At 61.4% G+C, this 19,148-nt stretch carries 16 protein-coding genes; 8 read left to right on the forward strand and 8 right to left on the reverse strand.

Features of this window, described 5'->3' with window-relative positions; genetic code table 11:
* Nucleotides 1–30: 30 nt before the first annotated feature.
* The 3 genes from A4R35_RS21195 to A4R35_RS21210 all read right to left on the reverse strand — a co-directional run bounded on the left by A4R35_RS21195 (nt 31) and on the right by A4R35_RS21210 (nt 2,917).
* On the reverse strand, nt 31–993 hold the full coding sequence (locus A4R35_RS21195) for a ribokinase (RefSeq protein ID WP_112432964.1): 963 nt from the start codon (nt 991–993) through the stop codon (nt 31–33).
* Between the two features lie 121 nt (nt 994–1,114).
* Entirely contained in the window at nt 1,115–1,861 is a 747-nt protein-coding gene (locus A4R35_RS21200) for an ABC transporter ATP-binding protein (protein WP_112432966.1), read from the reverse strand.
* A 216-nt stretch (nt 1,862–2,077) separates the two neighbouring features.
* The gene (locus A4R35_RS21210; protein ID WP_112432970.1) at nt 2,078–2,917 is read right to left on the reverse strand and encodes a hypothetical protein; all 840 of its coding nucleotides are present in this window, start codon (nt 2,915–2,917) and stop codon (nt 2,078–2,080) included.
* A 201-nt stretch (nt 2,918–3,118) separates the two neighbouring features.
* Between A4R35_RS21210 and A4R35_RS21215 the strand changes: the two genes are divergently transcribed.
* The 4 genes from A4R35_RS21215 (at nt 3,119) to A4R35_RS21230 (ending at nt 8,024) form a co-directional block, all read left to right on the forward strand.
* A complete protein-coding gene (locus tag A4R35_RS21215; RefSeq protein WP_189362145.1) occupies nt 3,119–3,997 on the forward strand; it encodes an IclR family transcriptional regulator in 879 nt (292 codons plus the stop codon).
* A gap of 71 nt (nt 3,998–4,068) precedes the next feature.
* Nucleotides 4,069–5,457 (forward strand): MmgE/PrpD family protein, encoded by a 1,389-nt coding sequence (locus A4R35_RS21220; RefSeq protein ID WP_112432974.1) that lies wholly within the window; start codon nt 4,069–4,071, stop codon nt 5,455–5,457.
* A gap of 129 nt (nt 5,458–5,586) precedes the next feature.
* Entirely contained in the window at nt 5,587–6,417 is an 831-nt protein-coding gene (locus A4R35_RS21225) for a phosphosulfolactate synthase (protein ID WP_112432976.1), read from the forward strand.
* A 167-nt stretch (nt 6,418–6,584) separates the two neighbouring features.
* Nucleotides 6,585–8,024 carry a DUF2087 domain-containing protein gene (locus tag A4R35_RS21230; protein WP_112432978.1) on the forward strand — a complete coding sequence of 480 codons (1,440 nt, stop codon included), beginning with the start codon at nt 6,585–6,587 and terminating at the stop codon, nt 8,022–8,024.
* Between the two features lie 50 nt (nt 8,025–8,074).
* Here A4R35_RS21230 and A4R35_RS21235 read toward each other — a convergent pair whose 3' ends face one another.
* The 4 genes from A4R35_RS21235 to A4R35_RS21250 form a co-directional block, all read right to left on the reverse strand.
* The gene (locus A4R35_RS21235) at nt 8,075–8,773 is read right to left on the reverse strand and encodes an HAD family hydrolase (RefSeq protein ID WP_189362147.1); all 699 of its coding nucleotides are present in this window, start codon (nt 8,771–8,773) and stop codon (nt 8,075–8,077) included.
* Between the two features lie 250 nt (nt 8,774–9,023).
* A complete protein-coding gene (locus A4R35_RS21240) occupies nt 9,024–9,335 on the reverse strand; it encodes a hypothetical protein (RefSeq protein WP_112432983.1) in 312 nt (103 codons plus the stop codon).
* Nucleotides 9,336–9,362: 27 nt separating this feature from the next.
* Nucleotides 9,363–10,481, reverse strand: coding sequence for an alpha/beta hydrolase family protein (locus tag A4R35_RS21245; protein WP_112432985.1), 1,119 nt, complete (start codon nt 10,479–10,481; stop codon nt 9,363–9,365).
* A gap of 713 nt (nt 10,482–11,194) precedes the next feature.
* Nucleotides 11,195–11,488, reverse strand: coding sequence for a hypothetical protein (locus A4R35_RS21250; protein WP_112432987.1), 294 nt, complete (start codon nt 11,486–11,488; stop codon nt 11,195–11,197).
* A 441-nt stretch (nt 11,489–11,929) separates the two neighbouring features.
* Between A4R35_RS21250 and A4R35_RS21255 the strand changes: the two genes are divergently transcribed.
* Nucleotides 11,930–12,607 carry an MEDS domain-containing protein gene (locus A4R35_RS21255; RefSeq protein WP_189362149.1) on the forward strand — a complete coding sequence of 226 codons (678 nt, stop codon included), beginning with the start codon at nt 11,930–11,932 and terminating at the stop codon, nt 12,605–12,607.
* A gap of 182 nt (nt 12,608–12,789) precedes the next feature.
* On the opposite strand, the gene A4R35_RS21260 is transcribed toward A4R35_RS21255, so the two are convergent.
* The gene (locus A4R35_RS21260) at nt 12,790–13,734 is read right to left on the reverse strand and encodes a cysteine hydrolase family protein (protein WP_112432991.1); all 945 of its coding nucleotides are present in this window, start codon (nt 13,732–13,734) and stop codon (nt 12,790–12,792) included.
* Between the two features lie 510 nt (nt 13,735–14,244).
* Here A4R35_RS21260 and nusA point away from each other — a divergent pair.
* The 3 genes from nusA (at nt 14,245) to infB (ending at nt 19,127) form a co-directional block, all read left to right on the forward strand.
* Entirely contained in the window at nt 14,245–15,405 is a 1,161-nt protein-coding gene (nusA, locus tag A4R35_RS21265) for a transcription termination factor NusA (RefSeq protein ID WP_112432993.1), read from the forward strand.
* A gap of 354 nt (nt 15,406–15,759) precedes the next feature.
* Nucleotides 15,760–16,116 (forward strand): RNase P modulator RnpM, encoded by a 357-nt coding sequence (gene rnpM, locus A4R35_RS21270; RefSeq protein ID WP_112432995.1) that lies wholly within the window; start codon nt 15,760–15,762, stop codon nt 16,114–16,116.
* Between the two features lie 590 nt (nt 16,117–16,706).
* Complete coding sequence (gene infB / locus A4R35_RS21275; protein ID WP_112432997.1) at nt 16,707–19,127, forward strand: translation initiation factor IF-2; 2,421 nt, start codon at nt 16,707–16,709, stop codon at nt 19,125–19,127.
* Nucleotides 19,128–19,148: the final 21 nt, after the last annotated feature.

Here is a 19,148-nt window from a genome sequence, read left to right on the forward strand (position 1 = left end):
GGCTAAGGGGAAAGGATTGGAGGGTCAAAGCTAGAGCAGGGCTTCCACCTCAGTGCGTGTAGGTAGAGAAGGCAAAGCGCCCTTGCGCGTAACGGTGATGGCTCCTGCGGCGTTGGCCCAGCGGAGCGCCTCCTCAAGGGGGGCACCCATTGAAAGGCGAGCGGCCAAAGCGCCGCAGAAAGCGTCGCCGGCGCCGGTTGGATCGACCTGCTGCACATTGAAAGCGCGCTGCCAGCGATGGAAAGGCGGAGCGCCGTTCTCGCCATGAGTGCACCACGTCGCGCCCAGCGCTCCCAGCGTAATAATCACATGCTGGGGGCCGCGCTCCAGCAACCGCTCGGCGGCGGTTTTGGCCGTCATGGCCGTATCAATGGTCAGGCCGGCCAGGAAACTCGCCTCAATCTCATTCACCACCAGGATATCCACCAGCCTGAAAAGCTCGGCAGGGAGCGTCTCCTGGGGGATCGGGGCAGCGTTGAGAATCGTCAGGAAACCGGCCTGGCGTGCCTGGTGCAGGGCGGTGGCGATAGTCTCGATACCTGTCTCGCACTGGGTCAGAAAAACGCCGGGTGGGGTCATAGCGGGTCTCTGTTGCGAGCCGAGCAGCTCCTCCATTGCCCGGCGTACCGTCTCTGCCGACAAGGTCAGATTCGCGCGTGGCAGAGCAACAATGGCATTTTGCCCGATCTCAGTTGCTATCGTCACGCAGCCTACGCCCGTACCAGCCGTGGCATCGCGGCTAACGTAGGTACAATCGACGCCCTCGGCGGCCAGCGCAGGGAAGAAGGCATCGCCAAAGGTGTCTTGACCGACATTGCCGATCAGACTCGTCTGGGCGCCGAGGCGGGCGGCAGTCACCGCCTGATTGAAGCCTTTGCCGCCGATGAACATCGCAAACTCTTCGCCGATCAAGGACTCCCCGGGGAAAGGGAAGCGAGGTGCGCGGGCTACCAGGTCGGTCATCAGGCTGCCAAGAACAATGACTCTACCCATAGAAGGACCCCCTCAATCCCTGTGGCCGCTTGCCGGCCTGCCTGCGTGTTGAAAGATATCTCTATTATAGGGTACAGAAGCGCGAGATGTAAATGCTGTGCCTGCCGGGTTGATTGCAACGCTAGGCTCCGTCTGCAGGGGAAGCGACGAGAGAGCGATCGTCCTCGATGCGTCCATCGCGCATAGTGATCAAACGCTGTGCCCGGCGTGCGACCTCCAGGGCGTGCGAGACCCAGACAAAGGTCAGTCCCTGCTCGCGATTGAGTGCCAGCATCAGGTCGAGGATCTCCTGGCTGGCCTCGCTATCCAGAGCCCCGGTTGGCTCATCGGCCCAGACGATAGCAGGGCGAGTAGCCAGGGCGCGGGCAATAGCCACTCGTTGGCACTGTCCGCCGCTCATCTCTGCTGGGCGGTGGCGAGCCCAACGGCTCAATCCGACCTGCTCGATGCTGGCAAGGGCTCGCTCGCGCGCTTCGCGAGGTGGCACGCCACTCACCAGTAGCGGCAGTTCGATATTTTCCAGAGCCGTCAACACTGGCAATAGATTGTAGTTTTGGAAGATGAAACCCATTGAACGAGCGCGGAAGGTTGTTAGCTCGTTATCGGTTAGTTCCTGAATATCCTGGCCTGCAATGCGAATTGTCCCCGACGTCGCCCGGTCCAGACCGCTGAGGCAGTTCAGCAACGTAGTCTTACCGCAGCCGCTTGGTCCCATGATCGCTACAACCTCGCCGCGCCGGATTTGGAGGCTGACGCCGCGTAGCGCCTGGACCTTGAGCGTCCCGGCGCCGTAGTCCTTGTGCAGGTCAATGGCCTCGACAATCAGCTCCTCTTGTGCTGGTAAGCTGGGGATCGCTGCGCTGGACATGCTCCTGTTCCTTGCTCACTTGAAGGCTGCTCGCCGTCCTGCCTGCTCTCGCTGCTGGGAGAGAGCAGGACATTCTCACTCTGAGAGTGTAGCGCGGGCCGGCCTCACGCGCAAGGGCAGGCGACATGAGGACCAGGGTTGGTCTCTGACTGGCCAGGGGCGCGAGGCCGGCGCCGACGCTGTCTCGTCGGATCAGCTGGTCACCTGGAGCACCGACTACGGCTGACCCGGTTCTCCCCGGGGAGCGCTACGCCTGCTGGCCTCCTCTGGGTTAGCGGCCAGGGTGGACCAGGACTGCCCTGGTGCGGCTGCGTCCAGGGCGCTTTCTGGCAAGGCTCCCAACGGTGGGACGTCTGCCGGAGGCGTGGGAGGCTCTCCGGTGCCGGCTGCAGTGGAAACAGCCTCCTGCTGCACGCCAGCGGGAGCTGTAGCGGTAGCGGGATCTGGGCCAGAGGCCGCTGTAGGGGTGCTCTCAGGAGCTGGCGGCGGTGCGACGACGGTGGTCCCGTCGCTGGTGGGTGTGACTGTGACGGCAGGGGAGCCCGCCGGTGGGGGAACATAGCCCGGAGGGGCGTAGCCTGGGCTGAGAGCAGGCCCTGGTGGCATTGGCATGGCAAATGGCGGTGGGTAGGCGATCGGGCCGCCAGCGGGATAGGCTGCTACAGAGGGAAACGAAGGGGGATAAGCTGGATAGGCCGCAGGAGGAGCAGCCGCACCACTGACCGATGGCTGAGCAGGCAAGGGACCTGACGCCGCTGCTGGCGGGGCACTGGCCTGCTCCTGTCCTTCGCCATGCAGACGCTCCAGCTCCTGCTGGATTTCTTTGATATGCTGCTCAAGGGTGGCGAGATTCTGACAGAGTGGCAGCAGCTCGCTCTGGCTGAGTCTCCCATTGCAATACAACTCCATGACTTTGTTGGAGAGTGTCCGGTGCTCCAGACTGGCCTTGTAGCTCAGGTCATTCAGCACGATCTGCAGGTGCTGCATACGGGCCAGACGAGCCGCCTGCTGGGCTGCCTTTTCCAGGCCATGCTGGATGCTTTCTAAAATACTCATCAATACGCTCCTTCTGCTGCTCGCGGGCGATAGTACCTCTCAGCTCTGCCCTCACCGGCCCTCATTATAGCAAAGGGGCGACGCTGGCGTCGAGACAGGGTCGGTGCAGCGGCCCATTTGACAGGCCAGCTCTCCTGTGCTATACTAAGGTGTCCATTATGTGGATGATATTCCACTATGTGGAAAGGAGGCGCTGAAGTAATGCCCTCGGAGGAGGCGCGTGCGACGCGGGTGGGGGTCCTGGACAAGGCGATGGCCATTCTAGAGGCCTTCCCGCGGGGGGAGAGTGCTCTTCTGCCCCAGGAAATTGCCGAGAGGACCGGGCTACCGCTCCCGACAGTCTATCGGCTGGCTCAGGCTCTTGCCGAGCATGGGCTGCTGATGAAAGAAGGCTCGCGCTTTCGTTTAGGGCTGACCCTCCTGCGTCTTGGTTTGCTGGTAGCCGAGAGCATTGACGTACGCAGGCAGGCTCTGCCTCATCTCACCTGGCTCAACGGCCAGACGGGAGAAAACGCCGAGCTACACATTCGCCAGCACGAGACCAGGGTTGTCATCGAGGTCGTGCGCAGCCCCCACAATTTGCGTCCCTTTGCCGAGATCGGGGCCCCGCTGCCGCTGCATCGAGGCGCTGCTGGCAAGGTCTTACTGGCCTGGCTCGCTGGCGAAGAGCGCCTGGCTCTGGCCCGGGCCAGCCGTGAGCGCTTTGACAGTGAGCAGGTGGCTGGAGAACGGAATTGGGATGAAGGGAGCTTTTTGGCCGAGCTGGAGAGGGTGCGGCGTCAGGGATGGGCCTACAGTGAAGGCGAGCGGGTTGCTGGAGTGGCAGGGCTGGCCGCGCCTATCTTTGATAGCAGGGGCCAGGTAGCGGCAGCTCTCACGCTCGTCGCGCCCGCTGCTCGTCTTGGGCCGGAGCAACGGGCGCGCGCTATCCCCCTCGTCTGTCAGGCCGCGCGCCGTGCCTCCTACGACATGGGTCATACCGCCAGTGCCGCCAGCCTTGCTGGCGCGGCAGGCTCAGAGCGGCAAGAGCAGCGCCATCAGCGCCACGACGGTGTCGGCGCTGAGCCGCCCATGCCTTGAGCAAATGAAGGCGCATGTGAAACCAGCTACTCCTCTCGGGAGTACTGGCATTGGGAAGGAGGTCAGCAATCATGACGCTCGTTGAAGAGCTAGCAAACTTTGTGGTACGCAGCAGCTATGAGGATCTCTCGGCAGAGGCGCGCCGTGAGTTAAAGATTCGCGTGCTCGATTCGCTGGGGTGTGCCATTGGAGCCTTAGAGGGGCGACCTCTGGCTATTTTGCGTGAGCAGATCAAAGACTTTGGGGGCAATCCGCTGTCGACCTTGATTGCTGGAGGTCAAACGGCGCCAGACCGTGCGGCTTTCTACAACTCTGCCCTGGTGCGCTATCTCGACTATAACGATACCTTCATTGCTAAAGGGGAAAGCTGCCATCCCAGCGATAATCTGGGCGCTGTCCTGGCAGCCAGCGAGTATGCTGATCGCAACGGCAAGGATCTCCTGACTGCCCTGGCCGTGGCCTATCAGGTGCAGTGCCGGCTATCGGAGGTGGCCCCGGTACGGGCCAGGGGCTTTGACCATACCGTTGAGGGCACGTACGCTGTGGCGGCTGGCGTCTCGCGCGCTCTGGGCCTGGATGCCCAGCGCACAGCTAACGCCATCGCCATCAGCGGTACCGCCTATAACGCCCTGCGCGTCACCCGCACCGGCAGCATCTCCCACTGGAAAGGGATGGCCTACCCGGCGGTGGCCCACGCTGGTACTCATGCCACCTTCCTGGCCATGCGTGGCATGACCGGGCCGATCGAAGTCTTCGAGGGCAATAAGGGCTTCATGGAGAGCATCGCCGGACGCTTTACCATCGACTGGTCGCGCGAGAATCTGGAGATTGTTCGGCGCACCAGCATCAAAAAGTACAACGCTGAGTTCCACTCTCAGCCGACTCTGGAGGGCATTCTGCAGCTGCGCGAGCAGCACCAGCTACGTGCCGATCAGATTGAGCGTATTGAGATCGATACCTTCGATGTCGCCTATCATATTATCGGTGGAGGAGAAGAGGGAGACAAGCGCATTGTGCGCACCAAGGAGGAGGCCGATCATAGTCTCCACTACATGGTGGCGGTGGCCCTGCTCGATGGCAAGGTGACCCCCGAACAATATCGGCCCGAGCGCATCGTGGCCAGCGATGTGCAGGCCTTGCTCCGCAAGGTCGAGGTGCGGCCCGCCGACGATCTCAGTGCCCGCTTCCCTGTCGAGATGCCCTGTCGCATCCGGGTCCTGCTGACCGATGGGCGGCGCTATGATCTGGAGATTGCCGACTATCCGGGCTTCTATAGCCGCCCGCTGAGCTGGGAGCAGGCACTAGAGAAGTTCGAGAGTCTGACGGCTCCCTACACTGACGGCGAGCTGCGGCGCGCCATCGCCGAGACAGTGCAGCATCTGGATGAGGTGCCGGTGCGCCAGCTCACGGCCTTGCTGGCCCAGGTGCGCCTGCCAGCCGCTGGCGGGCCTGCCCTCTAGAGCAAGAGGGGGGTGGGCAGGTCGCAGCCCCCCGAGCGGCAGAGCGGCGCGTGGGTCCTGCGGCCTGCCAGTTCGGATAGTGGACCTGGCGGGAGATAGTAAACGGGCGATCAGACAAGGAGGGAGACAATGGCAGAGCGTGGCTTTACCTTCCTACGCATGAATGAGCGGCAGAGCAAGCCGCGAACACGCGGTATTACCGAGATTCGCGGCCCCTACTACACGGCGATGGGAAAGCGCTACCTGGAGGACGTGCTCGAGACGATGGGCGAATACGTTGACTCGCTCAAGTACGCTGGCGGCTCTTTCACGCTGATGCCGCCCAAAGCCGTACGCGAGCTGAACGAGACCGCCCACCGCTACAATGTGCTGGTCTCGACTGGCGGTTTCATCGAGTATGTCCTCACTCAAGGTGCGCAGGCCGTTGATCGCTATGTTAAGGAGTGTCGCGATCTGGGCTTCGACATTATCGAGATCTCTAGCGGCTTTATCACGATCCCTATCGATGACTGGCTGCGCCTGGTGGAGAAGGTGCAGAAGGAGGGTCTGAAAGCCAAGCCTGAAGTCGGTATTCAGTTCGGTGCTGGTGGCGCGACCAGCGTTGAGGAGTTGGAGGCCGAGGGGACGCGCGATGTAGGTTGGGCCATTGCTCAGGCCAGGCGCTTCCTGGAGGCCGGCGCCTACATGATCATGATCGAGTCCGAAGGAATCACGGAGAACGTCAAGACCTGGCGTACCGATGCGGTGGCCAGGATCATCGCCGAGCTTGGCCTGGAAAAAGTGATGTTCGAGGCCGCCGACCCCGAGGTCTTTACCTGGTACATCAAGAACTACGGTCCCGAGGTCAATCTCTTCGTCGATCACAGCCAGATCGTACAGCTGGAGTGCCTGCGCTCAGGTATCTGGGGCACGAAGAGCGTCTGGGGCCGCATCCTCACCTACAAAGGCGAGCAATCCTGATCCAGCGCCTGCCTCTAGCCAGCGGGGAGAACGAACTTCTCATTCTCCCCGCTTTTTGTTCACATTCAGCTGCACTGCAGGAAAGCTTGCTTTCTCGTCTCTGTAATGCTATTCTCTAAAGAGAATTATGCACATAATTGCATAGAATTGAAAGGAGCAACTTACCTGTGGATCACAAGCCAGTAGTGGGGTCAGATGGGCGGCTAGAGATTGCTCTAGCGCCTGTCTACAATGTCCTCAACAGCCTGGCGCTTCTCTGCGAAGCCGGACGGCTACGCGGTCTCAACGCCTGGGTGGAGCGTAGTGCCCAGCGCCTGACTGCTGAGCAGCGGCAGACGCACAAACTTATCTTTAGCGGGTTACGCGATGTACTCGTGGCTGGGGTAGCCGCTGCTTCATTCGCTGATTTTGCCACCTACCTGGAAGAGCTGGCTGGTATTGATCCAGAGGATTTACGCGATCGGGCGCTCCAGCATCTGCGCGCGCGTTGCGAGCGTCGTCTCTCCGCCACAGATGCTGAAGGACCCGCACCAGTGCCGTCGCCCGCGCGCCTACTCGCCGAACCAGAGACCTACCTTGCCTGTGCTGCCTATGCCGACGATGCTACCGCGGTGGCTGAACCAGCCTTGCTGCGTGAAGCGCATCGCTGGCTCAATCAGCCGACAGCCATGCAAGAGCTGGTCGTGCAGCATCTCCGTACACTCTGGCAGAAGCTCCTTGAGGCCGAGTGGCGGCGAGTACAGCCCATCCTACGCTGGCAGGTTGAGCAATTCAGTCACTATCAAGAATCAGCAGAGGAAGAGGTAGCAGCTGATCTGTTTCTGGCCCTCACTGGGCGTGAGCTGCCCACGGCTATCGAGGAGCGTACTATCGGAGTGGAGCGGCTGGTTCTGGTGCCGTCCTGGCATATGGGGCGTCATGTTAGCTGCTGGGAGCATGAGGAAGCGCTCTATCTCTTTTTCAGCGAGCCGCCCAACTACGATGTGGCTTTGCTCACCGCTCCCGTGGGGCAGGCTGAGCTGCGCGCGCGTCTGGCGGCGCTGGCGGATGAGACGCGCCTGCGCCTGATCGAGCTACTGGCTGAGCGTGATGAACTGACTGCTCAGGAGCTGATTACGGCTCTGGGCCTGAGTCAGTCGAATGTCTCGCGCCACCTCAAGCAGCTGGTCTCGCTTGGTTATCTCTACGAAAGTCGCGCCAGTGGAGCTGCGAAAGCCTATCGCCTCAGCGCGCCCTACTTCGTGCGGACCGCTCGCGCCCTGAAAGAGTTGATCAGCCTGCCAGTGGGGCAGCGCAGTGCTGACGAAGAGGCGCATCGTGGCGGATCGCATGCTCCCGATGTGCGTCGCTTCCTCGATCGGCAGGGGCGGCTCTGCCTCTGGCCGCCGGCCAAGCTGGGCGATAAGCAGCTCGTTCTCAGCTATCTGGCCTCCTTCTTTGAAGCGGGACGGCGCTACAGCGAGCAAGAGGTAAATGCCATTCTGGACCAGCATAGCGTGATCAACGATAGCGCAGCCCTGCGTCGCGCGCTGTGTGAATATCGCTTCTTAGAGCGGACGCGCGACGGTACCTGCTACTGGCTGGTGGCAATAGAGGCCCAAAGCTGAAGCGAGGCGACCGTTGGCATTGGGCGCGTCACGCCAGCGTGAGGGCCAGCTCATGGGAAGAGCGTCAGCAGCTCCGCTGGTTGGTGTGCCCAATGCTCAGGTCGCTCGGCGAGCAGACTTTCTGGGGAGAAGATACCTCCCCAGAAAGCGGCGACGGCCACCATCCCTGCGGCGTGAGCGGCGGCCATGTCTCCGGGATGGTCGCCCACATAGGCCAGCGTCTCCGCTGGGGTCTCAGCCGCGATCAGGCCAGCCGCAATCAGCTTCTCGCGCGCCTTCCAGAGCGGAGCGGGATGGGGCTTACGCTCCGCGGTATCCTGGGAGGTCACGGTGACCGTCAGCAGCGCGCTCAGCTCCAGATGGCGCAGATCAGTCGAGAGGCGCTCTGGCCCGGTATTAGTTACCACCGCTAACGGATAGCCACGGCGGCGCAATTCCTCCAGCAGAGCGCGCACCCCGGGGTAGAGGCAGGTCGAGCGATAGCCTTCGTGGGTGTAGTACCAGAGGTAAGAGGCAGCCACCTCTTCAGCATGGGGACCAGCGTAGCGCGCCGTACTTTCAGCCAGACGCAGCGGCGAAAGCTGGCGGAATTCCTCCATGTTCCGCGGAAAGATGCGCCCTGTATGTTGCTTATAGGCAAACTGCATAGCCGCCATCATACCGCGGGTTGAATCGGCAATGGTCCCATCCCAATCAAAAAGCACAGCCTGGAAAGGCCGGGCGGCCTTGCTCTCTGCAGTTTCAGTCACGCTCCTGATCACTCCTTCTCTATCGCTGCAGCCTATTATAGCGCATCCATTCGGTGGGTGGAGAAGCTGAGCCTGGTGGCCGCCCGCCGGCGGCAGCGTCTTGTAACTGCGCTGAGAGCGGGGAGGAGAAGGATAGGCGCCATATGACCGTTTTAGGGAGCGCGCAGAAGAAAGAGAAGACGAGCTGAGCGGGCGACCTGGCAGGAGAGGAGCGCCGGACAGGGCTTCTCGTCGCCCGCTCCCTCCATCTCTAACCAGCCGGCCCATCTCCTTGTTGGGGAGGAGCGGCGACCGTCAAGCGAGTTGCCAAGCAAGGCGGCACCACCAGCGTTACCAGAGCCGCACAGCCGAGGGCCAGCGCGCCAGCCGCCAGCTTTCCCAGCAGCCAGACCGCTGGCCAGGCCGAAAGCACTGCTCCCGCCATTGCCAACCCCAGAAGCAGAAGCCAGGCGCGCCAGCCAGCCTGGCGCCAACGCGGGTGAGCCGCGCCGCCCAGGAGGCCGCAGAACAGGCCGATCAGGAGCCAGAGGCCAGTCAAAGCCAGGGCCAGCGAAAGCGTCATTGCAGACCTCCCTTGCTTGTCAGCCCCTCAAGAGCCAACGAGCATAATCTTCCAGACAATAGCCGCCAGGCGGCTGCTATCGCCGAGCACTTGCAGCGGACTGAGTCCGCTCCGTACCTCAACGTGTTGAAAAATGCCAAACTCGGCCAGATCGTAAGGATGGTGCAGGCGCTGGAGGGCCGCCGCAAACGCCAGGGTCTCCGTAAACGGAACATAGGCGTCACTGCGGTCATGTAGCAAGAAGATGGGGGCCTCGATCTCGGTCACCACGCTCGCTGGCGAGAGTTGCGCCAGCAACGCGCGCATCTGAGGAGACAGAGCTGCCAGATTAGCTGCCACCTGCCCGGGCTGGTCGCCGGCCAGCAGATGGTAAGCCGCGCGTGTACTGGGAGAAAGGAGGTTCAACTCCGCCCTCGTCAACGGCCTGCCGTTCTGGGCGAAAGCGGCGCGCAAAAGAGCCGCCTCGTGGGAAGGGAGGATAGTACCCAGCGTGTGAGCCAGCGCCTGGAGTGGCACATAGTAAGGAATCCAGGTCTGGGTGTGCCCGTCAACCTGTAACTGATGAGTAGCGATGGCCTGTAACAGCGTTGTAGCCTCAAAAAAGCCACCGAAAGAGAGTACGAACGCCACCTGATGGCGGATGCGCGGATCGGCAGCGGCAAAGCAGGCGAGAGCATTGCCAGCGCTGAAGCCCACCAGGCCAATCCGTGAAGGGTCGACATCGGGACGCCGGGCCAGCAGCTCAAAGACCTGCACCACCGCGGCACTATCCGTCCGACGCAGCACGAAATCAAAGAGCGCTGGTGTCCCGACGATGGCCACCACCATCCCATCGCTCGCCAGCGAGCGCGCAAAGTTCACCAGCTGAACATCGGCGCGGTTATCACCCAGGCCGGCAATGACCACCACGGCCTGACGGCGCCCTGGAACCAGAGGGGCGGAGTCAGTGGGGGCATAAAGGTCTAGATATACCAGACCAGTGGCAGCAGAGGAGAGCGTCGTACGAGTAAAGTGGATCGGCTCGCCGAAGAGCCTGAAAGCGGGTCCTTGAGAAACGCTCAGCAGAGCCGGGAGCAGTAGCCCTGTGCGCAGGCTGGCCCGACCCCAGGGTGTGAGCGAGAGCAGGAGGCCAAGCAGCGTCAACACAGTCAGCAGAGCCTGAGCTGCCCGGTGTCCAAAGGGTGGCCTGCGCCTCCGGTAGGTCCCTCTTAGAGAGGAGACTGGCGGTGGACCTGTCTGCCCGCGGTCGCCGGCAGAGGCCGTAGCGGTAGGCACTGGCGGGCCGTCGAGAGGACGGGGGGCAGGAGCAGAAGATGCCTCCGACTGCGAGCAAGCCATCCCGCCTGCCAACCTTAGCGCTCTCGACTGCGCTTGTGCAGAACGGAACTGGCCTGTTTGCCAGGCGCGGGCCAGCCATGGCGGCGGCTCTGCATGGCGAAAAGAAAGAAGCGGGCTGAAGCGACCTGAGAGCCAGCTTGGGGACCGGGCCAATGGGTGGCAGCTTAGCGGCTGCGAGAGTAGCGGGGGCCTCATATACATGGCCGCCTCCCTCTGAAGCAAAAGCAGGAACGACAGCACAAGTCATAGTCTCAAACGAAAGAGGCAGCCCACAGGCAACAGCGCACACAGGTCCCCATGCAGAGCATGGTAGAGTTCCGGGACCAGGGCTGGATTGAGCTGGATTGAGTTGAGCCAGGACCTGCCGAAGCGAAAACAGAGGGGCAGCCACACATGCCAGCCAAAGCGCTGCCTGGCCCGGCGGCAGCCGGATGGCGGGCTGCCCATCCTCTCGCGGAGCCGTCTTACTCGCTCAGGGGAAGCCCACGCGTCGCACTCCGCGCTCCGCCTTCATCAACTACTCAGTCAGCGGCAGCCTCAACCACCACGGGGCCGCTAATCACCTCTTGCGAGACGAGCACCACGGAGCTGCCCAACGTCCCCATCCAGGTAGTGGCCACCTCATCGGCCTCGCGGAGCTGGCGCGGGTCAGCAGAGAGATTGATCGTCACCAGCTGATCCTCGCGGTTCAAGACATAGAAGCCCATGAAACCGGGCAAGCGGCGCACCAGAGGGATCAGATCCTCCTGAATGCGCCGGGTCACGGTAATCACCTTGCCGCTATCGATACGGTACTTACGAATCGTGCCTTGCATGGTAGTCGTCTTCCTTTCACCAGGTCCAGCGAAAATAGAAGCGAGAGAAGAGAAGGCGAGAACAGACGCTATACCTCGCGTCTCTGACCAGGCAGAGGAGCGGGGCAAGCATTCACCCAATAGTATAAAGTATGAAATCAATGAGGGAGCCGGAGCAGGCGGTCAGGAAAGGCTGCCCTGCTCCAACGGCGACAGGCCCGGGACGAAAGCGCTCCACTGCTGCAACTGGTCGCAGGTCTGCGTACAATATTTCAGGAGAAAGGCCAAGGGCATCGGGCGGGAGTAGCAAGCAAGCAGAGAAGAAGAGGACAGGAGGGGTTGGGGAGAGCTTTCCTACTCTTGGCTGAATAGTGGACGCTTCTATATGTGCTAATCCCGCTCCGGTGTGATATGCTTAATGGTGGCAAGCTGGTTAAGAATCGGCATTGTGTGGAGATAGGCATGGACCTGAGTGTTGATGGCAAGTCAGAGCGTATTCCATACAGCTCGCACATCTGTCAGCTGTACAGCAAAGTGACAGAGATTGCCGGGGTCACGGCCCGGCTATTGCGTGCGGGGATTGTCGCATCGGAGAAGTGCCTGTTCGCGGCGGCGCCAGCGCAGGTGCAGGAGTTGCGGGAAGAACTGGTGAAGCTGCAGCTTGATGTAGACGCCTTAATTGCCAAAGGGCAGCTCATTCTCTCCAGCGAGCGGGAGCCGTTTCTCTCCAACGGGAAGCGGTTTGATCCTTATTTTTTATTGTCCACGCATCAGACCTTTATTACGCAGGCGCTGCGTGATGGCTGGAAAGCAGTGAGGATCTCGATCGATATGACCTGGTTGGCCGGAGAGCTAGCCACGCCCGAGCAGCTCTTAAAATACGAGGCCCTCTGTGATGCGGTCTTTACCTTTCAGAACCGGCCCATCATTGCCCTGATGCATTACGATTACGGGAAATTGCTGCCCAGCCTTGTGGTGGAGATGCTCAAGCTTCATCCTATCTCCGTCGTAGGCAAATTCATCCGGCGCAATCCCTACTATTTGAACTCCGAGCAGTACATGATCAAGATTCTGAGGATGCATCGGGAGAAAGAGAGAAAAGAGCCAGGGCCGCCAGAGCGTGGGGGCGGGCGAGACTAGCGGAGACCAGCAGTGGTGAGCCGTGCCTGGTCAGGCCTGGTCATGCCTAGCCACACCGGAGTGCCAAGAGGTGCGTGAGCGAGCCAGGAAGGAGGGCCTGCGTCTCAGCTCGTCTGTTGGCAACAGCAGCTAAGCTCGACCATCGATCTGGTCTTTGCCTCCTTACTCGGCTCCCTCTTTTCTCACGCAGGTAACCCGTCGCTACTGCGCACCAGGTGGACACCCAGGCGTTCCCAACGCGCCAGCTCCTCCTCAGCCAGGGCATCGAAGTTGATCGTTGGGTGCTGGACAGAGCTGATGCAATCGCGTAGTACATAGAGGCGTTGAAGCACAGCGGGTCGTTGACTGAAGTACTGAACAAGCTGGCGACCGCTCTCCAGCACGCAGTGAGACTTTGCCTCGCCCGCCAGGAAGACGCGATCGTGCTGCATAATCGTCTCAAGCAAGGCTGTATTGAGCTGGCTAGCAGGATCTGAAGGATCGGGCACCTCGGCGCCGAAGATGCCGTAGAACTCCGTCCGTGGAGTCAGGCCCTTCACAATATAGTGAGGCTGCGTCTGGCGAGCCGCGCTGTGCCAGGCCAGGGCCTCGCTGATGGGGGCCACCAGCATATGGCCCAGCGTGCCCTGCATCGTATGATAAGGCCAGATCATCAGCTCCTTGCGGGCCTGCTGACGCAGCGCCTGCACATAGTGGCGTGACCACTCTGGCTCCCGGAGGGGGAGCCAGCGACCTTCCTGGACATCTTCGACGGTGATCGTTGTAAACGGAGCCGGGTGCTCGCCCGTTTGAGGGTTCTGCCACCAGGTAGGATAGAAGATCTGGAAAGGCAAATGCGTGTCGAGCGAGGCGTAGATCGCCGTAATCCGATCGGCGTGGGCATAGAACCAGGTCAGCAAGCGCCCAACATCCTCTTGGGCGCCTGGGACAGAGAGCGTGCCGCTGGGATCGACAAAATCATGCTGATAGTCGACCAGCACCAGCGCGATGCGCTCGCGGTCCGTGCTGGCGGGAGCGAGGCCCGCCTGACGCCCGGCCTCACTGAACTCTGCGATACGGGCGGCGTAAGGGCCTCTGAAGGCATCCTGCGGATCAAAACTTGCTGGAGCCAGAGATCGTGCACTCATAGTAGACTCCCTCATCCAGACCAACGCCGCGGGGCAGAAGCCACGCAGAAGAGCGCGGACTCGGGAGCCGTGGCCAGGAAAGAGGTAGCCTAAGCCTGGCCAGCTCCTGCTCTCTCTGGGCCTGCCTGCCCGCGCGCGTCGAGAACGGCGACGCAGCGAGCGCGGGGCGAGTCCTGCCCGTAGGGTGAAGGGAGGAAAGAGGCCGCCCCTCCCATTGGCCAGCCGGGCGCTCGCCTGGCTATACAGAAAGTGTTAAATCTACACTAAATGGTCATTTAGAGTATAGCCTGTCCTGAGAGAAAAATCAAGGGGAGGGAAAACGAATCGCAAGCTCTTCGCCCTGCCTTGCGTTGAAAAAGATGACATGATATAATACCTTAGAACATAGAGGAACCTTGAGAAAAGTGGGGCCCCCCCACTTTTCTGCTTGCCAGGGACTTTTTCTTTGCACTCGAACAACTTGCAGTAAGTGTTTACTGGGCGACCAGCGAGCGGGAGGGAGAAGGCATCATGAGAAGTGAATTTCAGGCTGCTATTGCGCAGTTGATTGCCGAAAAAGGATTGCCCCGCGAAGTGGTGATGGAGACCGTGGCCAATGCCCTCTTATCTGCCTACCGCAAGAGCTTCGGGGGCGGGGACAACGTGCGCATCGAGGTGGACAAGAACGGCGAGGTCCACGTCTGGACCACCAAGCGAGTGGTTGCCCAGGTCAAAGATCCCAACGAGGAAATCTCGCTGGCGGAGGCACAGCGTCTCATGCCGAAGGCCGCCCTGGGGCAAACGATTGAAGTGGATTCATCGCATATCTTCGAGCGCATTCCTACCCAGACGGCCAAGCAGGTGATTCTGCAGCGCATTCGTGAGGCCGAGCATGAGCATCTCTACGAGCAGCTCAAAGAGTGGGTGGGGGAGATCCGGCTGGGCACGATCACGCGCCGTGATCCGGCGCGCGGGTGGCTGCTCGACTTTGACCTTGAGCGTGTCGACAAGGTCGAGGGGCTGATACCTTTCAGCGAAGAGGTGCCTAGCGAGCACTATCGGGTCGGCCAGCGATTGCGTGTCTATATTGTCGATGTGCGTCGTGTCCAGGGGCGGCTGTTGCAGATTGTGGCCTCGCGTTCCCATCGCGACCTGGTGCGGCGGCTCTTTGAAGCCGAGGTGCCCGAGATCTACGAGGGCACGGTCGAGATCAAGGCTATTGCTCGTGAGCCGGGTAGCCGGACCAAGGTGGCGGTGGTTGCTCACCAGGAGGGCCTTGACCCCATCGGCTCCTGTGTTGGGGTGCGGGGATCGCGCATCAATAATATTGTGCGCGAGCTGAACGATGAGAAGATCGATATCATCTTGTGGAGCCCCGACCCGGCGACATTTGTGGCGAATGCTCTCAGCCCCGTTAAGCCTCTGCGTGTCGAGCTGCGGGAGGCCGAGCGTACTGCCCAGGTGGTGGTCGCCGAGAAGCAGCTCTCGCTCGCCATTGGTAAGGATGGACAGAACGCGCGCCTGGCTGCAAAGCTCACCGGCTGGCGGGTCGATGTGGTCAAGCCTGCCGAGGGCGAGGTCTATGAGGAACCTGTAGAGGAGGCCATCTCGTCGGTGAGCGCTCGCCGTGAGCGTGGGCGTCATGATGGTGGCAGGCGCTCCACCTCGTCACGCAGCGGGAAATATCGCTAAAGGACTGCTCGTTTATCCGCAGCACCTTCGCCTGTCTGTCGGCCTCTGCAAGTTTGCTCGCTGCCTGCTGGCCCAGGAAGTCGCTGATTCACCTCTGCTTCCTGGCCCGCGCCCGCTAGGCGGGCCAGTGGCGTGGCACGAGTAGATCGTGTGGCTCTCGGCCTTCTCTCCTCCAGTTCCCGGCAGGCAGCAGGTGTTGCCTTTCACCGGGTGGCTATAGGGGTGGGTCAGGAGGCGGGGACGAACTGCGGCGAGCCAGTCCCGGGCCACGTGACCAGCAAGAGGCTTGGCTATGGCTGGGACTGACTGGCACCCGTCCAGAAGCATATCGAGAAGAAAGGGCAGGAGTACCTCATGATGGCCAAAGCCGCTAAGGGAGGGCGCCAGAAACACGTTCCGCTGCGTACCTGTATTGCCTGCCGCGAAACCAGGCCAAAGCGCGAGCTGCTGCGCATTGTGCGCACGCCCGAGGGACGGGTTCTACTCGACCCAACCAGCAAGAAGTCCGGGCGCGGAGCTTATCTCTGCGCTCGCTATTCCTGCTGGCAAAAGGCGCTCAAGGTCAAAAAGGCAGGTGATCGCTGTCTGTTAGAGCACGAGTTTGAGCTGTCGCTCTCCGCCGAGGACCGTGCAGCGCTGGAGGAATACCTGGCCACCTTGCCGCGAGAGGAGCAGCCTCCCACGGGCCTGGCCAGGCCCGTGACCACCTAGGCGCGTGCTAACCTGGGCGAGCGGAGCGCTCTTGCATGCGGCTGCCAGAGGGTAGACCGATGCTCGTGGCTCTCCCGCTCTCCATGTCCTTCCCAATCTGAGCCGTGGTGGCGCAGAGCGGTGGGACCGGGGAGAAAATTGGCTACAGGCTCAACTATAGCGGGTTGCAAGGGTCCAGCGAGTAGGCTATACTGGAGAAAAGTTCGCAGCTTCCTGAATCCTTTGTTACCCTGTCCAGGGCCGAGGAATAGGAAGCGAGTGGGCGCTTTCCTTGTTGTTATTGTCGTATGTGTCACGCGATCTTGACTCTTCTTTACAGAGACACAGCCCCTCGTCTACAGGGCAGACGTGGTGCGCCAATGTTTGCGGAGCAAGGGCTATGCTAGGATAACCATAGCAGCGACTACGCCAGAGTGCGCAGACTGAGACAAACATGCCTGGCCTGCATTAGCGAGGGCTGTCTCCTCCCTTCACCTGAATGGCGCCTGCCTTTGTTGGAAGGGAAGGTGACAGTCCTTTGTTGTGGCTGTGAAGAGAGGTCTCCACCGCCAATTGTGGCGCATCATTCTCGATAGAAGGGAGTCTTCTTCATGAGAAATACATCTGAATCAACCACGAACACCAACGAGCAGGCGAAGGCAGCGACGACGCGCAGCCGTACCGGCACTCGCCCGAAAACTGAGAACGCCACACAGGGCGGTCAGGAACGTTCGACCAAGCCAGGCGCTCAAGGTGCACAGCGCCGCAGTGCGCCGCCGGCGGGTGCGCCTCCGGCGCGCAGTCAGCCGCAGCACCAGCAGCACCAGCAGCACCAGCAGCACCAGCAGTATCAACCACATCAGCATGGCGGCGGAGCTGGCCAGCCGTCGCAGCAGAGTGGAGCGGGTGTAACCTCCGTTCAATCCCAGCGTCCGGGACCGGGGAGCGGTCAGCGGGGTCAGCGGCCCGGAGGAGGGCCTCAGTCCCAGCGCTCTGCCTCGCCCGCTGGTGGGGGAGCGAGCAGATCGACAGCGGGAGGCGGGCCTTTCAGCGGTGGAACCTCTGGGAGCGCCACCGTCACTCGTAGCGGTGGACACGGTGGGACGGGTCCCTCGGGGGGAGGTGGTGCCAGTGCCCATGCCCCGGTGCCGACCTCAGCGTCCTCGCGGCCTGCGGCTCGTCCCCGTCCTGGGGGAGGACGACCTGGCTCCTCGTCTCAGCGCAGCCATGAGCGGCATAGCAGCCTGGTCAGGGAGAAACCCCCGACCGGTCCCGTGGCTATTCCGCCGCAGATTGTCGTCAGGGACCTGGCCGAGCTACTGCACGCGACGCCTACGGAGATCATTCGTCATCTGATCAAACATCACATCTTTGCCAGCATTAACCAGGTGGTCGATTACGAGCAGGCGGCCCTGGTAGCGCGCGATCTTGGCTTTGAGCCGACGCCGCAGGTTTTCTCGCCGACCAGCGCCAGCCTGCAGCGGGGGGCGTTGCCGACCAGCGCTGTGTTGGAGGCGGCGCGCGACGACAAAGATACCGTGCCTATTCCGCCGGTGGTCACCATTATGGGCCATGTCGATCACGGTAAGACCACCTTGCTCGACATGATCCGTAAGACCCGTGTGGCCGCTGAAGAGGCTGGAGGAATCACTCAGCACATCGGAGCCTACCAGGTGGAGGTCAAGGGGAAGAAGATCACCTTCCTCGATACGCCTGGCCATGAGGCTTTCACCGCCATGCGTGCGCGTGGAGCGCAGGTCACACACATTGCTGTCATCGTAGTGGCCGCCGATGACGGGGTGATGCCGCAGACGCGCGAGGCTATTGATCACGCTCGCGCTGCCAATGTGCCGATCATCATCGCCATCAACAAGATCGACAAGCCGACGGCCAATCCTGAGCTGGTCAAACAGCAGCTGGCCGAGATCGGTGTGATCGTCGAGGACTACGGCGGAGACACGGTCTGTGTACCCATCTCGGCCCGCACCGGGGCTGGCATCGACGAGCTGCTGGAGATGATCCTGCTGGTCGCCGAGATGCAGGATCTGCGGGCCAACCCGAATCGTCCAGCTGTCGGCGTGGTCATCGAAGCCAAGCTGGAGAAGAACACCGGCCCGATGGCCACCATCCTGGTCCAGGAAGGAACCCTCAAGATGGGCGACCACATTGTCGTCGGGCCATTGGCGGGCAAGGTGCGCGCTATGTTCAACGACCGGGGCAAGCGCATCCAAAAGGCGCCTCCCAGCACGCCGGTGAGCATCCTTGGTCTGCCTGAGGTACCTCAGCCTGGCGATCGCCTCGAAGTAGTGCCTGATGAGCGCACTGCCAAGCAGCGCGCTGCAGAGATTGCCGAGCAGCGCCGTGCCGAGAGCAGCTTGCCGGGTCATGTCAGTCTCGATACCCTCTACATGCAGATGCAGGAAGGAAAGACCAAAGAGTTGAATATCGTCCTCAAGGGCGATGTTCAGGGAACGGTCGAGGCCATCAAGAATGCCTTGCTCAAGCTGGGCGAGGAGAAGATCAAGCTGCATCTCATTCACGAGGGCGTTGGCAACATCACCGAGACCGATGTCCATCTGGCCGCCGCTTCCGGAGCCATCATTATCGGCTTCAACGTTAAGGCCGATAACGCAGCTCTGCGTCAGGCTCAGAAAGAGGGCGTCGAAATCCGCTATTATGATGTGATCTATCAGCTGATCGAGGACATCGAGGCCGCCCTCAAGGGCCTCCTGGAGCCGACCTATCACGAGGTGGTCGAGGGCCATGCCGAGGTGCTGCAGCTCTTCCGCAGCGGCAAGAACACCGTGATCGCCGGCTGCCGGGTCACGGATGGCAAGATTACCCGCACTTCGCAGGTGCGTGTGCTGCGTAACGGAACGAAGGTGCACGAGAGTCGTGTGGCCTCATTGCGGCGAGGCAAAGATGATGTGCGTGAAGTGGCCGCCGGTTATGAATGTGGTATGATCATTGAAGGCTTCAGTAACGTGCAGGTTGGCGATATAATTGAAGCCTTCAGGCAGGAAAAGGATTGAGGCCCAGGAAGGGGATGGATC

Source organism: Thermogemmatispora tikiterensis (assembly GCF_003268475.1).
Lineage (GTDB): Bacteria > Chloroflexota > Ktedonobacteria > Ktedonobacterales > Ktedonobacteraceae > Thermogemmatispora > Thermogemmatispora tikiterensis.